This is a genomic window from Dyadobacter sp., assembly GCF_039919315.1.
Classification (GTDB): Bacteria; Bacteroidota; Bacteroidia; order Cytophagales; family Spirosomataceae; genus Dyadobacter.
On the sequence record NZ_JBDSFX010000040.1, the window covers coordinates 1 to 19,753 of the forward strand.

General features: G+C 45.1%; 17 protein-coding genes, 1 other RNA gene and 1 pseudogene. 11 read left to right on the plus strand and 8 right to left on the minus strand.

The features are described from left to right. Positions 1–152: 152 nt before the first annotated feature. Positions 153–1,052, plus strand: a pseudogene (locus ABIO93_RS11310) (IS66 family transposase); the annotation flags it as partial. A gap of 177 nt (positions 1,053–1,229) precedes the next feature. Here the strand turns inward: ABIO93_RS11310 and ABIO93_RS11315 are convergent. The 3 genes from ABIO93_RS11315 to ABIO93_RS11325 all read right to left on the minus strand — a co-directional run bounded on the left by ABIO93_RS11315 (position 1,230) and on the right by ABIO93_RS11325 (position 3,574). Next, positions 1,230–2,231, minus strand: coding sequence for a LuxR C-terminal-related transcriptional regulator (locus tag ABIO93_RS11315; protein ID WP_348067591.1), 1,002 nt, complete (start codon positions 2,229–2,231; stop codon positions 1,230–1,232). Then, entirely contained in the window at positions 2,231–2,806 is a 576-nt protein-coding gene (locus ABIO93_RS11320) for a GNAT family N-acetyltransferase (RefSeq protein ID WP_348067593.1), read from the minus strand. The genes ABIO93_RS11315 and ABIO93_RS11320 overlap by 1 nt, the downstream gene beginning before the upstream one ends. 198 nt (positions 2,807–3,004) lie before the next feature. Next, on the minus strand, positions 3,005–3,574 hold the full coding sequence (locus ABIO93_RS11325; RefSeq protein WP_348067595.1) for a TraM recognition domain-containing protein: 570 nt from the start codon (positions 3,572–3,574) through the stop codon (positions 3,005–3,007). Positions 3,575–3,617: 43 nt separating this feature from the next. On the opposite strand from ABIO93_RS11325, the gene ABIO93_RS11330 reads away from it, so the two are divergent. From ABIO93_RS11330 to ABIO93_RS11350, 5 genes are all read left to right on the plus strand, one after another. Then, positions 3,618–4,049, plus strand: coding sequence for a hypothetical protein (locus ABIO93_RS11330; RefSeq protein ID WP_348067597.1), 432 nt, complete (start codon positions 3,618–3,620; stop codon positions 4,047–4,049). A 120-nt stretch (positions 4,050–4,169) separates the two neighbouring features. Continuing rightward, entirely contained in the window at positions 4,170–4,457 is a 288-nt protein-coding gene (locus ABIO93_RS11335; RefSeq protein WP_348067599.1) for a hypothetical protein, read from the plus strand. A gap of 25 nt (positions 4,458–4,482) precedes the next feature. Then, positions 4,483–4,755, plus strand: a complete 273-nt coding sequence (locus tag ABIO93_RS11340; RefSeq protein ID WP_348067601.1) for a helix-turn-helix domain-containing protein — start codon at positions 4,483–4,485, stop codon at positions 4,753–4,755. After that, positions 4,752–5,033, plus strand: a complete 282-nt coding sequence (locus ABIO93_RS11345; protein ID WP_348067603.1) for a hypothetical protein — start codon at positions 4,752–4,754, stop codon at positions 5,031–5,033. Before ABIO93_RS11340 ends, ABIO93_RS11345 begins: the two co-directional genes overlap by 4 nt. Positions 5,034–5,123: 90 nt before the next feature. Then, on the plus strand, positions 5,124–5,375 hold the full coding sequence (locus tag ABIO93_RS11350) for a hypothetical protein (protein WP_348067605.1): 252 nt from the start codon (positions 5,124–5,126) through the stop codon (positions 5,373–5,375). 125 nt (positions 5,376–5,500) lie between these two features. Here ABIO93_RS11350 and ABIO93_RS11355 read toward each other — a convergent pair whose 3' ends face one another. The 4 genes from ABIO93_RS11355 to ABIO93_RS11370 form a co-directional block, all read right to left on the minus strand. Further along, positions 5,501–6,544: a DUF932 domain-containing protein gene (locus tag ABIO93_RS11355; protein WP_348067607.1), complete on the minus strand. Its 1,044-nt coding sequence runs from the start codon at positions 6,542–6,544 to the stop codon at positions 5,501–5,503. Between the two features lie 327 nt (positions 6,545–6,871). Then, positions 6,872–8,086, minus strand: a complete 1,215-nt coding sequence (locus ABIO93_RS11360) for a site-specific integrase (RefSeq protein WP_348067609.1) — start codon at positions 8,084–8,086, stop codon at positions 6,872–6,874. A 247-nt stretch (positions 8,087–8,333) separates the two neighbouring features. After that, positions 8,334–8,705, minus strand: a transfer-messenger RNA (tmRNA) gene (gene ssrA, locus ABIO93_RS11365). 228 nt (positions 8,706–8,933) lie between these two features. Then, positions 8,934–11,240 carry a TonB-dependent receptor gene (locus tag ABIO93_RS11370; RefSeq protein ID WP_348067611.1) on the minus strand — a complete coding sequence of 769 codons (2,307 nt, stop codon included), beginning with the start codon at positions 11,238–11,240 and terminating at the stop codon, positions 8,934–8,936. A 159-nt stretch (positions 11,241–11,399) separates the two neighbouring features. Here ABIO93_RS11370 and hemF point away from each other — a divergent pair, with 159 nt between their 5' ends. Further along, on the plus strand, positions 11,400–12,311 hold the full coding sequence (gene hemF, locus ABIO93_RS11375; protein ID WP_348067613.1) for an oxygen-dependent coproporphyrinogen oxidase: 912 nt from the start codon (positions 11,400–11,402) through the stop codon (positions 12,309–12,311). Here hemF and ABIO93_RS11380 read toward each other — a convergent pair. Beyond that, entirely contained in the window at positions 12,279–13,379 is a 1,101-nt protein-coding gene (locus tag ABIO93_RS11380; protein WP_348067615.1) for an o-succinylbenzoate synthase, read from the minus strand. The two genes, hemF and ABIO93_RS11380, sit on opposite strands and share 33 nt — an antisense overlap. Before the next feature lie 67 nt (positions 13,380–13,446). Here ABIO93_RS11380 and lpxK point away from each other — a divergent pair, with 67 nt between their 5' ends. From lpxK to ABIO93_RS11400, 4 genes are all read left to right on the plus strand, one after another. Further along, positions 13,447–14,487 carry a tetraacyldisaccharide 4'-kinase gene (gene lpxK / locus ABIO93_RS11385; RefSeq protein WP_348067617.1) on the plus strand — a complete coding sequence of 347 codons (1,041 nt, stop codon included), beginning with the start codon at positions 13,447–13,449 and terminating at the stop codon, positions 14,485–14,487. A gap of 24 nt (positions 14,488–14,511) precedes the next feature. Next, complete coding sequence (locus ABIO93_RS11390; protein ID WP_348067619.1) at positions 14,512–16,506, plus strand: putative porin; 1,995 nt, start codon at positions 14,512–14,514, stop codon at positions 16,504–16,506. 15 nt (positions 16,507–16,521) lie between these two features. Further along, positions 16,522–17,121: a tRNA-(ms[2]io[6]A)-hydroxylase gene (locus tag ABIO93_RS11395; protein ID WP_348067621.1), complete on the plus strand. Its 600-nt coding sequence runs from the start codon at positions 16,522–16,524 to the stop codon at positions 17,119–17,121. A 27-nt stretch (positions 17,122–17,148) separates the two neighbouring features. Then, on the plus strand, positions 17,149–19,753 hold a 2,605-nt coding region (locus tag ABIO93_RS11400), incomplete at its 3' end, for a PD-(D/E)XK nuclease family protein (RefSeq protein WP_348067623.1).

Consider the following 19,753-nt stretch of genomic DNA (forward strand, 5'->3'; position numbering starts at 1 on the left):
ATACTTGTAAAGCAATTTCAGTATTAAGAAAATCAGGTGTAAGCCAATTGCAGTACTAACAAAAAAGGAGTGTAAAGTTTAATCAGGATTATCACAAAAAACTGTAAGGTAAAAACAGGACGACACACTTTGGAGAGGAATATCCAGTTCCAGCTTCCACCGCCTCTGACTGGATTATGAAAGGCTGGCAATACCTGGCTCCTTTATGGGAGCTTTTAAAACTGCTGGTTCTCAACCAGAAGTATTTACAGCTAGATGAATCCCCATTAAAAGTGCTCGATAGAGACCATAAAAATGGGATCCATCAAGGCTTCATGTGGATATATAATGCCCCCTGCGACAAGCTGACGCTGTTTGACTATCGTAAAGGCCGCGATCAAAGTGGGCCCAAGCAGATGCTGGAAGGGTACGCTGGTATCCTTCAGGTTGATGGGTACGCCGTCTACGAAAAGCTCTTTGGTAACCATCCAGATATACTTCTGGTCTACTGCATGGCCCATTCCCGCCGTCGATTTGTAGATGCTCTTAAATACGACAAGGAAAGAGCTACTTATGTGCTTGAACGTATGCAGGTACTCTACGCTCTCGAACAACAAATGCGGGATCAGCAACTGAATTGGGAACAAAAAACAAAATTAAGGCAAGAAGAGTCAGTACCGGTTCTTTTGGAATTAAAGGAGTGGATGACACAACAGCTCCCACTCGTAATCCCTAAAAGTCCACTCGGTCAGGCCATAGTCTACTCCTTACCACGCTGGGAAGGACTAAGCGCCTACGCACTTCACGGGCAAATTGAGATCGATAATAATCTCGCGGAGAACGTAATCAGGCCCCTTGCAATTGGACGAAAATCATTTTTGTTCGCTGGTTCCCACCAGGCAGCTGAAATAACAGCAGCTATGTATTCCTTTATGGCAACATGCAAAAAGAATGGTGTTGATGAACAGGAGTGGCTCAAAGATGTCTTCGAAAGAATCCAGTCACACAAACAAAAGGATCTCTACCAGTTGCTTCCAAATAACTGGATTGAGTACAGAAATCAGAAAGGTTGATCTACCTGTCAAAAAGCCAATCTACACAATGTGGGTTCGTCGGACGGATACTGTAAAACTCGAAGAATTAGCCACGAAAGTAAATACGAGAAAACAAGTATTTAGAGGGTTAAACGCTACGCATTATAGCGTATTTCAACTACGCGTAAACACGTACATGACGGTTATTAGCCTAATTTAGCCATTTTCCCAAATTTCTAACCGACTTAATAACTCAATTTTATTGGAGACACCGAGCTTCTCAAAAACGTTTTGAATGTGCTTGCTTACCGTCCGCTCGGAAATGAAAAGTTGATCTGCAATGGACTTATAGGACTTTCCTTCCCGGACTAAGCGAACAACATCCTTTTCGCGAGAGGTTAACCCGACTGTTCCTAAATTGATCTCAAAACGCTGAGCGGGTGAAATGCCACTTGCTTCCAATTGACGAACCATTTGATCGATTAAATCCAGCTTGGACATAGATACCTCTTCATCTCCACTTGCCAATTTACTTAACAGATCGTATTCCTCCCTGCTCTCCTGAATTGACCTCCTGATGAAAAGCACAGTGATTACAATGAAACCAACATTGGTAAGAAGTGCCTCTGGCACTTGATGGATGCGCATGAATGCAAAAAATGGAAGCGATGCCCAGGGGATCACCGCGAGATAAACGGCTGTCACTTCAAAGAAGCGGCGGTCCTGGATGTCCTTTTTATATTTGGCCTGAATTGATTGCTGGATGGTGTACAAAAGCACCAGAGCATATCCCGCCGGAATGATCATGCCATAGTTTATTGCTGTGTCTATATTTCCATCGAAAAGGAATTTGCCAGGAAATATGATTGCAAAAGGCAAGAGGATAAATAGAGGCACGCCATACAGTGCGTGCCAACGTAGGCGGCCAAGTTCGAACGCCTTATAGAAATAGTAAGGAAAATAAGCACCCATCAAGAACCCCATACCATAAGCAATAGCGTATTGCGCAACCAGCGGAGGGTAGTTCAAATTAGGGTCTGGAAAAAAACCGCTCGCTATGTTTTTTAGTATAAGGAAAAACAACAAGCCGACATAATACAGTCGCCGCTTATCCTTTGGATGAGATAGATAAAAAAATACTTGATACACGAACATGATTAGTTCGAGTATGATAAACACGAGCGTCACCACGTGCATATCTGTACCACCGATGCGCATTATGATAGTTCATTTCTGATGAGAAAAAGATCATATCCGAAGTTTAACTGATTATAGACGTCAAGCCCGAATTTCTTATACCAAGGCAAATTTTTCATCGTCGATGTTTCCAAATAGATCGGTCTTTTCAACCGTTCAGACTCGGAAAGAAGTTCAGACATCAACTTCTTTCCCACACCATTATTTTGCTTACCCGGTTGCACGCCGATGAACCATAAATAAAAAATCGGATGGGTTGGGTAATTCTTAGAAATCTCCTTCTCGCGATTGATTGCTCTTGAAATGTTACTAAATCCGATCCCGGTAAAAATTAGTTTTACTTCTAACCACAGCGACTTAAGGGTTGTTTTTTTGCGCTCAGGGAAGGAAACTAATGCGCAACCGCTCTTGTCATCAGATAGGTAAACCTTCCCAAACAGTCTGCACGTTTCATAAGAATACTCCATCAAGGCGCGAATTCTTTTGAGCCGCTTGTTGTCCGCAGGAATGAGATAGTTAACACTTTGATTGTCTTGAAAGGACTCTGTAAGGATATTGACAATGAGCCCTTTGTCTTCTGAAGTTGCCTCTTTCATAGCGTAAAAATTGGTGTAAATTAATATCCTATTTTTAAGAAGAGGGACTGCAAACTAAACAAATTAGGATCAAAGTAACTTGTAGTTATTGCAAATTTCTTCGAATGAATTAAGAAAAAACGAGACAGATTCATCTATTCTATTGATTTTCAGTAATATTTGTTTTGTGCAATTGGAGAATTTATTAGAAGGAATTTCTCAACACTTAGCCTTGTTGATAATTAGGCGACGGAGGTCAGGATCTTCGGCGATCCTATTGATTTCACTCTCCGCAATTCCCTCAACATCCAGTTTAATTTGCCGATAATTATGCTGAACAATGGATGAGTCTACTTTCCTTATAATGGGTAATTCAGCCTGGTGATTTTTGCCAGTAGATGCATTTTCTGCCCTTGTAAAGCGAGAGTGGAATCCCTTCAGATCTATTTTCTCCTCAGGATTGTCGGCAACGAAACCAACGAACTCCCCAGAACTAAGGGATGAAATAGTCGAGGGTGGAATTGCAGCATCAAGATGCTGCGATTTGCTCACCGAAGTGTCAGTTCTATTGATGGACAAACTCGTTCTTCCTTGAAGAATTTTGCCAAATCGTTCCGATAATTGCTTCGCCGTTTCTCCGCTTACCTGACCGCTAATTATGTTTCCAGTGATATTCATAATTACCTCAGCGTAATCCTTTCCGTAATCCTTTTTAAGCTGACTGAAAGATGAAGTGAGCAGCGCGCTGCACTTCAAACGGTCGGCCACAACGGACATGTATTTCTTCAACAGCTATGATGCTTCACTGAAAAGAGATCAACAGGCCGAGAAAATGAACCAGTCCTTCTATATGGGCAAAGACAACAACATTACACTGAAGGAGGGCTATAACCTAATGAGTGGCAGCGCAGTAAATAAAGACCTTACCAATAAAGAGGGGAAAATCTACAATGCCTGGCTTCAAATGGACTTCAAGCAAACCGACAATGCGGGAAATTTCAAGCTCAAACAGTTTCACTCCAACTATGGATTTGATCTTGAAAAAGAGCTGGCCAAACATCCGATCAAAGAGCTAAAAAATGCTCAGGACAAGTCCAGAGTGTTGGATTCTCTTCAAAAGGGAAACCGGCAATCGGTGACCTTCGTAGAAAATGGCAATGAGCAGCGCAGGTATATGGAAGCTAATCCACAATTTAAAACGCTGACGGTCTTCGATGCGAACATGCACAAAATTAATAACCGTCAGTCTCAACAGGTAACGTAGTCCAACGCACAGAAGCAAGAGCAGAAAGTCGCCCAAGACCTGACTGGTGACGATGAGAAGGATCATCACTCAGGAAAGAAGGTCAAGAAATCAAAAGGAATGGCAATCAGCCAGTAAGTCATGGATGTCGCATCTCACCTTGACCGCTTTTTTGAGGACATCAGTGTAGACGCCCGTGTGACGGTAACACATATAAGCGTCTACGCTGCTATCCTGCAAAGCCTCCGAAAAGTTGGCACAAATCGCCTTTCGATGTTTGGTTTTGAATTAATGCAGGTTGCAAAAATATCCAGTGGCAAGACCTACTATAAAGCGATACGCGAGCTAAATGAATTTGGCTACATCTGCTACCAGCCTTCATTTAAGAAAACCAGCCTAGCAAAATTTCGCTACCCAATCAGGGACTAATGTAAATCGATTAAACTTTATTGAAATGAATATCGAGGTTATCACAAAGGAGGATTTGCAAATCCTGCGTCGTGAACTGCTTGAAGATTTAAAGCAGCTGTTGGCGGGCTCCAAACAAGAGCCTAAGAAATGGCTTAGAAGCGCAGACGTCCGCAAGATGCTCAACATCTCGGCTGGCACTCTGCAAAACCTTCGGGCTAACGGGCAACTTCGGCCCAGCAAGATTGGGGGCTCATACTTCTATGCATTCCAGGACATACAATCGCTTATGCAAGCTGACACAAAACGAGCAAGATGATGAAGAGATCAATAGGAAAATTTGTAAACCGTATCCTGATTGACCAGAGGGTCAGGGTCTGGCATGTAGGGACATATCTGGCATTAGTCCTGCTTTGGGAAAAGAACCGTCAATCGAGCCCATTCCTGGTGACCAGGCGCATGATCATGCAGATGTCCCGGACCAAAAGCACTGCGACATACCACAAATATTTAAAGGAACTGGAAGTGCTAGGTTACGTCAAATACTTGCCTTCGTACCATCCCAAGGAAGGCAGCAAAATCTGGCTGATCGAATGATTGTAAATTCCGTGCAGGCTTGTATCAAACCTTGAAAGTGTTGCTTCTCCTGGCTAGCTTTCGAAAAAGTCACCACTAAAAATTACAGCTATGACTCTATTAATTAGCATCACACCTGTGATCTCTTACGGTATACTACTGCTTCTAATTGGTGTTGGAATCCGGATTTTTGTGGGAAAGCGCCGGTTCAACAGGCGTGGGTACGGCGGGGCGCAGCTATACAATAGCTATTGGTCGGCAGCTCTGATATCCACCATCGAAGGTGTCTTGATGATCATTTCTGCGCTGTCAATCGTGGGTGGGGCGCTTTTGGTATTAGTAGAGCTATTCAATCAGCATTAAAATTATATTTCAAAAATCCTTCAAGAGAACGCCTGCGGTTCGAAGCTGATTAAAGCTTCGGGCCGCAGGCGAATTTTTAAAAGTATTACCCGTCGACCAGACTTGGCGACGGGTAAGTATGACACCTAATTAAGTGATGCATGACCGCGCTGGGCAAAGTCACTGCACAAATTAAAAGCTGTTTGTGATCGTATTTGAGCAGTGCCACCTAGAACGATAGACTTCAATTTAGCTTCGTCGTCTTGAAATTTACGAACGTTCTGAAAATACCCAGTCACTGCATTATATGCCCCATATACCGTGCCCATTGTAGTTGGCAATTGCTGGGTAGGGTTTGACAAAGCATACTCATAAACATCTTCAACTATGTTAATATACTGGGTTGACAAAGCATTGACTTTTCCGTCTTTCAAATTTCGCAACACTTCCCTATTTGGAGCCATAGCGATTTCAATCAACCTTCTGAGTTGTGGATCAGTGATCGGCTTCTTTGCCCATTGATTGAATGTTTCCCCAATTTTATCACTAAACCGGCTTGCGATGCCCATGACCTTGTGAGCTGTTCTTAGCCTTTCGGTGGCGTTGCTTGTGTGCCGGATCTTGACAACGTTGGTCATGTTTTTCATTGCGGCGTTCAGCGTGTTCGCGCAAACAATCCGGACCGGCGTAAAAGCAGCGGTAATGCTTCCGCTACCATCGTGCGAAGTAGTCAGGAAGAGATACTTTTCAATCAAGTCATCATTTCCGACCTGGATGTACCCGGGTAGTTTGGCAGTGATAAAGATGCGTTCGCCTTTCCCAAGCGCGCCAGCCGTTTCGTACATAATGCCGTCCCCACCCACAATGCTATCGAAAAATATGAACGCATCACGGTTCTGAACAATTTGGTAATCCTTACCTACAATTCCAAAGACTGCCCCGTTATCAGTGCGCATGGTTGCATAATAGTTTGGTACCGGTACGTTTTGACTGTCTACACTTTGGCTGCTTAAATTTACTGCGGATAAACCGGCTTTTTGAACCTGATAGTTTAGGCCCGCATGCTCGATCGCTTCGCCACTTGTTGGGTACTGGTCCACTATTTGACCGAGCCCGTGCCATGCTTTTTCTTTTACTGAAAAGAAACTGTCTTTTTGAGTGGTTTCATTGAAATTGATGTTGTGAGCCATGATTAATGCTGTTAGAAGTTAGAAAATATTTTCTTTCTTCTTCCTCTCGCTCTTTTTTTAAATAAATGTTTGACAAAGAAAAAACGAGAAAAAAGAAAGCCCTTCTAACAGTGGCCCTCTATCAGACAAAAGGAAACGGAATAAGTGCCGGGACGCGTAGTCCCGGAGGGCTGGCGGCTCAACTTCTCAGTTTCTGTATAATAGAAAAAGCCGCCATTATGCCGTAAGCTTTTGGCGGCTTCTCTCAATCTCAGGAAGTAGGGCCACTTATTTAGCTGCCCTTTTGCCGAGTTTGTTTGTCAAGAATCAGCTTTTTGAAGCACATTGTCAAGAATACAAACTCTCTATTTTCTTCATATCCTCTCCTATTTTCTTATCAACAATTTTAGCGTAAAGTTGAGTTGTCCTGATATTTCGATGCCCTAGCATTTTAGAAACGCTTTCCATAGGAACACCATTTGTCAGTGTCACCGTGGTTGCAAATGTGTGCCTTGCCAAGTGGAAGGTTATGTTTTTGTTTACCTGACAGACATCCGCTATCTCCTTAAGATAAGAGTTCATTTTCTGATTTGAAAGTACCGGTAATAGCTGACCCTTCACAGAACATTGCGGATGATTCTCGTACTTCTTTAATATTTTGCGAGCTGCCGGCAATATTGGCACTCGGGATGCAGTCTCTGTCTTCTGTCTCTTAATTGTTATCCAAAGCTCATTTCCATGCCCTTCAATAACTTCTGAACGTTGCAGCTTGAAGACATCAACATATGACAAGCCTGTGAAGCAGCAAAACAAAAAAACGTCCCTTACTTGATCCAGTCTCGCATTATCAAACGTTTTCACCATGACTTTTTCAAGCTCGCTCTCAGTCAATGCAGACCGATCCACTTCACGTTTGGCAAACTTGAATCCATAGAATGGGTCTTTACTTAACCAACCTTTTTTTACACAGCTTAATACGATCTTCTTAAAGTTTGCAAGGTATTTCATTGTAGCATTGTGCCCACATCTGCGTTGCGTTTTAAGCCAAAACTCATATTGAGCAATGAAGTCGTAATCCAAGCTTTGAATACTCAAATCGTTCAAATTGTATTTCCATTTGATAAAACTGCGAGTATGTCCTAATGAGGTTTTGTACCTAACCAAAGTTATCTTCGAATATTCCAAACCCACCAAAGAAGCCATATCACAATTATGCTTCTTAAAAATTTCTAAAATCATTTTCTTTTGTTCAGAGTCATTAACCAACTTATTTTTAAACAATTCGGCAGTAATTGTAATGTCCGATTCGATCATTTTTCGATGAAGATCGTAAACCTTGGATTGAAGCACGTCCAAATATGAGTTTATGCTTCTTACCTCTTCTTTATTGCCCGATACTCTTCCGGCAGAAGAATTCCACTTTGTGGGTTCGCATTCCCTCTTGGTAGCGACCTCAATACGTTTTCCATCTACCGTCACCCGCATGTAGATTGGAAGTTTTCCTTTCAAATAGTTACTGCGTTTTTTCAAATAGAATAGCAGCGTGAAGCTTTTTGTCAACATAACTTTGCAATTTAAGATTGATAAAAATAAAATTGCAGCTACTTAAAATCAAGATGTTTACTCGGTGAACATGTTATCAATCAATATGTTAAACCACTTTTAGTGAGCACTTTTTTGTAATAAAATCTGCTCACCGAAACGCTCACCATTTAATTGAGAATATTTGAATGTTTTGGCATACTTTAAAAAACAAAAAAGCCCACAAATCATTGATTTACAGGCTTTTGATGCTTTTTGTAATTGATACTGGTGGAGATGCAGGGAGTCGAACCCTGGTCCAGAACAGGGAAACCCTGCGCCTTCTACATGCTTATCCTTGTTTAGATTTTCGAGCCTGACAAGGTACACGGCGGACCCGCGTCATAGCCTTAGATACTGGTGTCTCGTTGAATTTCCGTACCACTATTTCAACCAGCGCTGATTTGCGACACCCCGGAGCCCAACCATCAGCACGTAGGTTGGAGGGATGATGGCATTTGTTTAATCCTCCGGATTAAGCAGCCATGGCGTAAGTATTTTCGCCAGTTATTGTTTGAGAATATTATTTACGGGAGGTACTCTCAACTCCCGACATGCTTACACACAGACCTTCAGCCCGCTGTCAATTCCAGTCACCCCCAATTTTGCAACCGGCTTTCGGCTTTCGGCTTTCAGCCCTCGTTAAAGTTCAATCGCATGGCTAGTTACACATATTTTCAGGGTTAAGTTCAGAGATTTCGATAAAAAATCTTCATAAAACCGCTACTCTACTGATTGATAAGAAAATAGCGCACCCATGGTTCATGGTTCTACTTCTCTCCCTGACCGTTCCACTCATTCACTCATTGACTCATTCACTCATTCAAAATTAAAACTCCCACCGATAACTCAGCACCGGAATTAAGCCAAGCTGTCTTTGAGAAACAATGTCCTTCCTGAAAGTATCGTAAAATTCGAAGGCCCGATTTTTGGTACCGGAAACGTTTTGAAGGTCTATCGCTAGTGTACGGCTAAATCTTCTATTGCTTTTTTTCCAGTAAACTCGCAAATCGGGCCGGAAATAGTCTTTCATTTTTATAGAAAAGTCTGCATTAGGCTTATAGACTGTCTGCAATGCTTTCTTCGAAGCAGTTAGATCTATCGGGCTATCCCTGAAACCGCCCAGCCAAAGCACTTTTGCATTGATTCCCCAAATGCTTTGCTCGCCCGATTTAAATTCTTTCCCACCTGTAAAACTGAAGGTATGCCTTCCATCAAAACGGCTATCCCGGCGGATATTGTCCATCGCCACATAAGTTGCTTTGTATAACGATCCGGTAAGTAATAGGTAATAATAATTCGTGAGCAGTTTCTGGTAGGTAATTTCAATACCATAATTACGGCCGGTACCTTTATTGGTCAAAGGGTCATTCACACGGGTCTCCATAAGATTGATCGCGGAAAAAGTACCTGAGTAAGTCAAAACCGGTACGTCGAATTGTTCTTGCAAGTAAATCTCAGCTTTGAGGCTTGCACTTTTGACAAAATTTCGCTGGTAGCCAACTACAAAATGATGTGATCTTGACGGTCTCAAATCAGGATTGCCCATCAGATTGGTTGTGGCATAATTAGCTAAATAGAGTTGTGCCGGCTGCATTTGACTGTGCAGACCATAAGAAATACTAAGTTGGTGGCGATCATTCGGTTGCCATTTAATTGCCGCACGGGGTTCCAGGTAAGCATAAGCTTTTGGCGCGTAATCTGTCAATTTGGAGATCATGGAATGCAGTCCGATGTTCGTCGTAACCTGGGGAGATACGAAATACGTCCAGCTGGCAAAAGGCTGAATGATGTAACTTGATAATTCCGGACGGTCATAAAACGGTTCCAGATGATCTTTTTGAAATGTGGCATATGCTCCTAACCTAAGCACGCTTCTATCATTAAATCTGGTGGTGAGTACCGAACTGACGGACAACTTCTTTTTTTCCAGAAAGTCCTCCCCCATCCAATCCGGGGTAGAGTAAGTGTTAAAAACCGGCAACGCAACCCGGCTCGTTCTCAACCCGGAAACGGCGACAACAGTCCGAAGTGACGACTTACTACGCAAAGGAAAGTCGTGGGTTAAACCCACAGCTCCCATTCTGTTCTTATAGAGGATATTATACCCATCTTTTTGGAACTCCCAGGTTGCACTGTCTCCATTTGATTTAAAATCATTGCTACTTAACCCTCCCATTCCAAAAATAGAGACATTCCCAGCCTTACCTGCCGGTAAATTGAGCTTAAATGACAAATCTTGAAACCGAATGTCTTCACCTCCAAAAGTAACGCCCATTGCACCAAGAAGCCCTGTAAATGAGTAACGATAATTGACTAGAAAGGATGCTTTTGATTTTTTAGACACTGGCCCCTCCGCTGCAAAATCGAGACCTAACAGACTGGCCTGGGCGGTAAATTCCAATTTTTCATCATTACCATTGCGTAAATGCATATCCAAAATCCCGCCGGTAACATTGCCGTACTGTGCTGGAAATGCGCCTGACAAAAATTGCGAAGTGCCTAAAAGCTGGGTACTCAAAATATTCACTCCCCCACCCGTCGAAGTTGGTCGGTCGCTGAATGTACCTGCATTGGATAAATGGTTTGGGTTTACGATTTCCACTCCCTCCAGCCTCCATTGCATGCTATTCGGTGAATTTCCCCTGATTACCAAACCGTTTGCCTGATCGTTCGCTGCGGCTACGCCTGGGAATGATGTGGCAACACGGGCTGGATCCATATAGGTGGCTGCGTATCTGAGTGTTTGCTCAATGGTAATTTCCTGAATGCTGTTGAATGAAACCGGTCGTGCGGCAGTGACGGTAGCTTCGTTTAATTGCTTGCCGGATGCTAGCAACCGGATCTGCTGCACATTTTCCTTGCCCGATTCGAGCAGCAATTCTGGGACTAAAACCGTGCCGTAACCGATGTACGAAACCGTGAGCTGGTAACGTCCAACAGGAAGGTTCTCCAATCTGAATGCGCCCTGCGGATCTGTGATGGTACCTTTCTCGGCGCGATGCACTGATACAGCAGCCCCAACCAGCGGCAAACCGGTATCGGCGTCTTTGACCGTGCCGCGAATGGTAGATGTAAAACTTTGGGCTAATCCCGTGGTCGCAAAAACAATCAGGCAGAGCAGAATTCTAAGCATTGGAGAACGAGTAAAGTAATGTCCGTAAAAATAGTGCCTTCTGGTTTACTTACAATCATGCAGCAAAAGAGAATGGGCTGAGCTGGCAATAAGCCAAATTGAATACACTTTCCAATTTCAGATTTATCGTACTTTTGCCCCCGCATTAGCATACGACATATGAAAGTTGAAGATATAGAAGCATTTTTCAGGGGTTTACAGGACAATATTTGTGAGGCCATTGAGACAGCCGATGGAAGTGGTCGGTTTATAGAAGACTTGTGGGAACATCATTCAGGCGGCGGTGGAAGGACCCGACTGATTCAGAATGGCGGTGTCATTGAAAAAGGGGGCGTCAATTTTTCGAGTGTCAAAGGCGAGGTACATCCGCGGCTCAGGCAACAAATGAACCTGAACGAGGACGACGACTTTCAGTTTACGGCAACCGGCGTGTCCATCGTCATGCACCCGCATAACCCGCACGTACCGATCATACACATGAATGTGCGATACTTTGAACTGAGCAATGGTACCTGCTGGTTTGGTGGCGGCATTGACCTCACACCCCATTATGTCAATGAGGATGATGCCATCAAATTTCACAAGCATTTAAAGTCGGCTTGCAACCGGCACCACCCCGACTTTTTCACAAAGTTCAAAGAATGGGCAGACGACTATTTTTACATTCCACACCGCAAGGAGACGCGCGGCATTGGAGGAATATTTTTCGACTATCTCAAACCTGACGAACCTGGTAATGGGGAAAATTTGTCGAAAGAGGCACTTTTTGCATTTGTAAAAGAAATCGGTGAGACTTTCGCACCTGTGTATACTTCGTTTATGCGCAAACACAAGGATGATGCTTTTACAGAAAAAGAGAAACAATGGCAGTTCCTGCGCCGCGGAAGATATGTGGAGTTCAATCTGGTGTGGGACCGTGGTACTAAGTTCGGTCTGGAAACCAATGGCCGCACCGAGTCCATTCTGATGAGCTTACCGCCGCAGGCTAATTGGGAATACAATTTTCAACCGGAAGAAGGATCGGCGGAAGCGAAAACATTAAACCTGCTCCGAAAAGGAATAGTCTGGTAGCTCCCAAACGGCATCTGGCTGGTAGTACAGGTGCCCTTTCTCGATATATAAAGGCGATTCGAAGTTATTGGTATAAAGCTGCCCGGTACCCAGCCCCTGCGGCAGCGGATTGGCGAAAGTAGCGGTATACTGCGCAATCGCATTGAGACCAATGTTGGATTCCAGCGCAGAAGTGATCCACCAGTCGATTTTCAGACGGTTTGCGATCTCGATCCATTCGCTGGTGTGACCGAAACCGCCGAGTAATGTAGGTTTGAGGATGATAAATGGCGGCATCAATTTTTTCAGCAGCGCAAATTTCTCACGGTAGTCAAAAATACCGATCAGTTCCTCATCCAAAGCAACAGGTATCGGCGACGTAGCGCACAACTCAGCCATCAACTCATGCTGACCTGCTTTGATAGGCTGTTCGATCGAATGCAGTTCAAACTTGGCCAGTTCATTCAGTCTGCTATGAACGTTTTCCAGCGTAAATGCGCCGTTTGCGTCTACTCTCAATGTGATCTGTTCCTTCGAAAATTGGCTGCGGACCGTTTCCAGTATCCGACATTCTTTGTCAAAATCGATAGCACCGACTTTCATTTTCAGCGTTGTAAAACCCTGACTGAGCTTCTCCTCCACCTGTTCCAGCATGTTATCATAAGACCCCATCCAGATCAGCCCGTTCATTAAAATACCGGTAGCACCTTTTGAAAACGCATTCTTGAACGGAATGCGTTGCCCGCCATGCATAATGTCGAGCAGGGCAGTCTCAATCCCACACCGTACAGAAGGTAAATGCTGTGGTACCAGCTGATCCAGAATGATGCCTAAATTGAATGGAAAAACATCCAGGTCCAGATCATTGAATGTCTCGCAAACGTCTGCAAGCTGCGCTTCGAAATCAGGAACATCGTCGACACTGAGACCAGGGAGCGGCCCACATTCGCCGTAGCCTTCGAGGCCTGGTTTTTCAGAATCTGTTATTTTGATCAGCCATGAAGTTTTCTGTGTAAGTACCCCGCGGGAGGTACCCGCTTGCTTGCGAAAATGAAGCGTATAGGGCTTATACACAATTTTTAGAGGCATGATTTTGCGGTGTCAGATTTTTTCGGGGCACAATATTAGACAAAAATTACGTAATTATGCACCAGGTATGGAAGATCAGCAATGGATAAAAACAGCATTAACGCCATTCTCGTGGGTCTACGGTTTTATCACGAGTCTGCGGAATCTGTTCTATGATCGCGGTCTTTTTTCTTCCTCCAAAGTCCCCCAAAACGTCATTTCAGTTGGCAACCTTACCGTCGGTGGAACGGGAAAAACACCTGTCGTTGAATACCTTACCAACCTGCTCTCACCTGCCACACCGGTAGCCATATTGAGCCGGGGTTACGGACGTGACACCACGGGTTTTGTACAGGCCAATGCCACTTCCACCGCAGCCACGATCGGTGATGAACCACTTCAATATTTTACAAAGTTTGGTGCAAAAGTAATGGTTTCTGTCTGTGAAAACCGGGTAAAAGGCGCTTTGGAAATCCATCGGCTAGCTCCTGAAAGAAAGCTTCTGCTCCTCGACGATGCCTATCAGCACCGCGCCATTCGCAGGGATACTAATCTTTTGCTGAATGATTACAACCGCCCGTTTTACAAGGATCTGCCATTTCCTGCAGGCAGGTTAAGGGAAACGCGAAATGGTGCAAAAAGAGCCGACGCAATCATTGTTACCAAATGTCCGCCGTCGATGGATGCGGATGAAAAATCTCAGATCCGAACAGAAATTTGGAAACATACCAAGCCGGGTGCACCCATATTCTTCGCATTCACTGACTATGCGGCGCCGCTGAGCTACGAAGAAGTGCCTGTTTGGTTAAAGAATGTTAAAATGGTGGCAGGTATCGCCAATCCGGCCCCATTCGCTGCATATGCCGGAGGCAGGTTTAACGTTGTAGACCAGGTGATCTTCCCGGATCATCATAATTACAAAGACGGCGACTTGCAAGGACTCATTCAGAACCTAAAAAACGATACTTTTGTGGTCACAACCGAAAAGGATATGGTCAAACTAAAACCATTGGTTGAAAAATCAGGTTACGCTGCGCGGTTTGCCTATATTCCTGTTGCCGTCAATTTCGGGGATGATACGCTGCCTTTCAGCCAATGGATTACCAAACAAATTAATGGCCTACTTTAACACGGCAGAACGACAGTTTCCTCTATGAGAATTGCTTTTTATATCATACTGTGTCTTTTATGCAGCTTCTTTTTAATCGCTCCGCAGGCCACAGCCCAGGTAAGGTTACCGGGAGGTGTGCAAATGCCCGGCGGAGGCGGCGGGGGATCCAGAGGCGGCGGGGGCGGTGCGCAGGGTGGTGGAGCTATTCTGGATGATAGTACCAAGACGATCTACGGCCCGCAGACTACCTTACATTTCTTTGAAAACGATATCCTGAACAACCGCGACTCGGTGCGGTACCGGGTAGATACCAACCTCATCAACTTCCACCGCTGGACCCCGCTCGATCGGTCCTGGGGAAAACTGGTAGACCTGGGGAACACGGTAACTGCTACCAGAAACCTGTTTTTTCAACCTCGCGAGGACATTGGCACACAGCTGGGCCTCCGAGCCTACGATGCCTACGCGATCAAGCAGGACGAAGTACAATATGTTGATACACGCTCACAACATACCGAGCTGGACTTTATTTCGGGCGGGAAGAAGACGTCGCTCGGCACATTTGCCTATACCCAAAACGTACATTCACGCTTCAATTTTGGTCTTCGGGCACAAAGGCTTACCTCCAACAAGCAGTATGGATTTGTAAATACCATCAATTCAGGAGCATTACTGGGACAAAACTGGACGTTACTGATGCATACCAGCTTTTTTTCCAAAAACAAAAAGTACCTGATCCTCGCACATTACCGGCACATGAACCAGAAAGTGCGTGAGCAGGGCGGCGTCATCCCCAATGTGGGCGCGGATAGTGTGCTGGAAAAATACTCGTACGACGGTGCGGCACGGATCAGCGATGATGCCAATTCATGGGAGCGTCGCCATGTTTTCCACATTTATCAGCAGTACAGGCTTGCCAATGGCTTCCAGGTGTTCCAGCAGGCCGATTACCAAAGTGTCATCGACCGCTATACCGATCTTATCGCATCGAGGGGAATAGAAAAAGGGGTATATCCGGGTTTCAGATTTAGCAGCGATACAACCCGCCAGGACATTTATTACAAACTATTCGATAACAAGGTCGGGATCAAGGGTTTTTATTCGGGATTCAATTACAGGGCTTATGTACGGCAGCGGTTCTACGGTATGCACGCGATCAGTCAGCCCCAGAATCAAACAGGTGATGCCTCCACCACTTATCGGACGGGACTCAAATTCGATAACATTGTGGGCGCGTGGCTCGGTTATTATCTCAAAGATTCCAGTAATTACCTCACCGCCGAAGCCGATCTTAACCTGGCAAAAAACGTCGAATACAAGCTGAAAGCGGAACTGAACACCCGCTGGGGTAAAGCAGGATTTCAGAGCATTCAGACCGCGCCGGACTTAATGGTACAGCGCTATTTGAGCAATCATTTTGAATGGAGGAATAATTTTGACCCTACCAAAGTTCAGACGATATACGCCTCATTATCGCTCAAAACAAAGAAAGTTGACTTTGTTCCCGAGATCCAGATCCATCAGATCAACGACTACATTTACTACGATACCGTGGCAGTTCCCCGTCAGCTCAATTCTGGTTTCCGGTTACTGCGTGTTGGTTTCAATTCGGCGATACATTTGAAAAAATGGAATTTTACAGCCATGAGCTTCCTGACATTGAATGATAATAAAGACGTGCTGCGGGTGCCCACATTGTTTGCCAGCGGCGAGGTCAGTTATGATTTCATTTATGCCAAAGTATTGTACATCCAGATCGGGCTCTCGGCCAGATACCGCTCTTCTTACTTCGCGGATGCCTATATGCCTGTGACGCAGCAGTTTCATGTACAAAATGATGCGAAGCTGGACCAGAATTTGGTTGTGGATGGATTTGCGACGGTCCGTATCAAGCGGGTACGGTTGTTTTTCAAGATGGCCTACCTTAACCAGGGTGGGCAGTTCGGGCTTTTTCCGAAAGGCTATTACATTACTCCTAATTATCTTGGGCTGGCCAGAGCATTTTCATTTGGCGTCAATTGGCCGATGTTTGACTAATTTTTTACAACCCGTATGGCTACTTCGTTAACTACATTGGGGCTCGAACTACCGACAGATCCCCGCTGGACAGACATTGCCGCCATGCAGATCGGCGATATCCTCATTGATCATGCATACTGCGAGCAAAAAGCCGCTTCCAGCTGCATTTCCCTGATTGTACATTATCCTGAAAAATCGCAAATGGTAGAAACCCTCACCCCGATCGTGGCGGAGGAATGGGGGCATTTTCAAAGGGTTTTGAAAGAATTAAAGAAAAGAAACATTCCGCTCGGCCGCCAGCGGAAGGACGAGTATGTGGGACAGCTCATGCAACTCGTGCGAAACAAAGGCGATTACGAAGAAGCGCTTCTGGACCGGCTGCTCATATGCGGCCTGATTGAGGCCAGAAGTTGTGAACGTTTCAAATTACTCTCGGAATCGCTAGACGACGAATCGCTTCAAAAATTTTACCGCGAACTGATGATATCGGAGGCTGGCCACTACCGCACTTTTATCGAACTTGCAGAAACTTATGTACCTGAGCCGAAAGTCAGACAAAGGTGGAAAGAGTTGCTGCATGCGGAGGCAGAAATCATGAAATCACTGACGCCACGCGGCGATCGTCTTCACTAGCTCACACCAGAGAACCCTTCATACCCTATGCAATCCTTTCTGAATCTCGTTGCAAAACGTATTTTAAGTAACCACACTTCCCTCGAAAGGATCCATGTTATTGTCCCCACGCGCCGCGCGGCTTTTTTCCTGATGCAGGAACTGGCCCGGGAAACAACAGAACCCATGATGAGCCCTGTTGTGATGGCTGTCGACGACTTTGTGGAAAGCATTTGTACATTGGAAATTGAAGATCCGGTGCATTTGCTCTTTGACCTCTACGAAACATTCAGGGAAATTGACCCGGACGTTCAGTTTGAGCGGTTTATGGGCTGGGCTTCCGTTTTGCTCAGCGATCTGGACAAGATCGATCAGTACCTTGTCAAAACGGACTACCTGTTCGACTATTTGTCGGAGACGCACGCCCTCGCGCGCTGGCAGGAGAGCTTGCCTTCGGGAAAAACATTGCAAAGCGACGGCGGCTCCAAACAGTATTTCTCATTATTTGAAAATATCAAAAAAGTCTATTGGTCATTCCGAAACAGACTTTTGGAAAAAGGAATGGCCTACCGTGGCATGGCATACCGTGAACTCGCCGAAGATGAAGGTGAGCTGCTATCGAAAAAGACTGATTTTGAAAAACTCTATTTTGCCGGTTTCAATGCATTCACAGAATCCGAACGGATCATTGTAAGCTCATTGATCAAGGCCAAAAAAGCGGAGGTATTGTGGGATTCGGACAGCTATTATATGTCCGAAAATACGGGCGTGGAAGCTGGAAAAAGCCTTCGGGATTACCAGAAAAGCAAAGCATTCGGTGAATGGAACTGGACCACCGACCATTTGATGCAGACCGCCAAGAACCTGACCATTTACGGTGTACCCAATGCCACATTGCAAACCAAAGTAGCGGGGCAGCTTTACCGGAAAATGCGGGAACAGGATGATCCCGAAAACCCCATTCCGACGGCGATCGTACTGGCCGATGAAAATCTGCTGCTACCCATGCTGTATTCCCTCGACGAGGATGTGCGCGACCTGAATGTGACTATGGGACTTTCTATGCGCAATTCGCTGCTATACACATTGGTTGACAGCATTTTTGAATTGCAGCAGAATGTGGTAGAGTTCCGGAGCAAAAGTGGCAAGCTGATCAGGATACCTAAGTTTGGTCACAAATCGATCAACAAAATCCTGAACCATCCATTCATCAGGCACTATGAGCACGTTGCGCTTACCCCGCTGAGCGACGGGCAGACGATCATTCAGAAGACCGTGCGGGCCATTACGCATGACAATCAGGTGTTTCTGACTTCCGAAGATCTATTGGCACTTAGTGAAAACCATCCGTTGTTCCAAATACTATTCACACATTGGCAAAAGAACAATTCAAGGCAGGTTATTCAGTCATTTTACCAGCTGATAGAGTTGCTTCGCGAGGTTTATAAAGACTACAAAAACGCCCTGGAAACTGAGTATCTGTATCTTTTTTATACCCTCCTCAAACAATTCGAGCAAACCATTGAAGAAAAATCCGAGCTGATCACATTGCGAACGCTCCGGTCATTCATGTTTGAACTGATCCGGCAAACCCGCATTCCATTCAGCGGCGAGCCGGTGAGTAATCTGCAAATTATGGGAATGCTCGAAACACGCGCCCTGGATTTCGAGCGGATCATTATCCTGTCACTGAACGAAGGAATGCTTCCCTCTGCGAAACGCCAGAACTCACTGATCCCGTTTGATGCGGCCCAGGCAGTGGGACTTCCCACGCATCAGCATCAGGAAGCTGTGATGTCCTACCATTTTTACAGGCTTCTGCAGCGTGCGTCGGAGGTACATATGTTGTATACGAGCACCAATGACGCACCGGGCGGCGGAGAAAAAAGCCGCTTTGTGAGGCAGGTAGAGTTCGAGCTGTCACAGTACAATCCGAAGATCAGGATTGAAAATAAGACGGTCGTATTTGAGGGCCGGCAACAGGAGGAACTGGAAGAAGTCGTGCACAAAGATGAGGCTATGATCGATGCAATTCGTCACTATCTTGCCAATAAAGGGATATATCCTACCCATCTCAACGAATTTATCCGCTGCTCCATGCAATTTTACCTCAAACACATTGTTGGGGTTAAAGAAAAAGAAGAGGTTGAAGAAGAGCTTGGAATGGACAAGATCGGCACCTGGCTGCACGCTTCGCTGGAAAGGCTGGACAAAGAATTCTTCCTGAACGCAACCGACCCTTCGGAAGATCAGATCAAAAGCGTTTTGAGAGAAGAATTTGACAGTTTGTTCAAAGGTTATGTGACGGATATGGGGCTGAACAGGATCTACTATCAGATCGGGGAGCAACAGATAATGGTATTTCTCCGACATCAGATGAGCCAGCAGCCCAGAAGGCAGATCCTGGCAGCTGAACAACCATTAAGTACCAAAATCGAGCTCGTTCTCCAAGGTTCCTACACCACAGTGAAGATAGGAGGAAAAATTGACCGCATTGAACAGGCAGAAGACGGGACTTTGTATGTAATGGATTACAAAACAGGCAGTGTGGAACTGACCGGAAAACAAAAACTCGCTGACCCACAGCAACGGGAAGACGTAATCCGCAATGACCCCGACCGCAAGATGGGCTACGTACGGCAACTCTGGATGT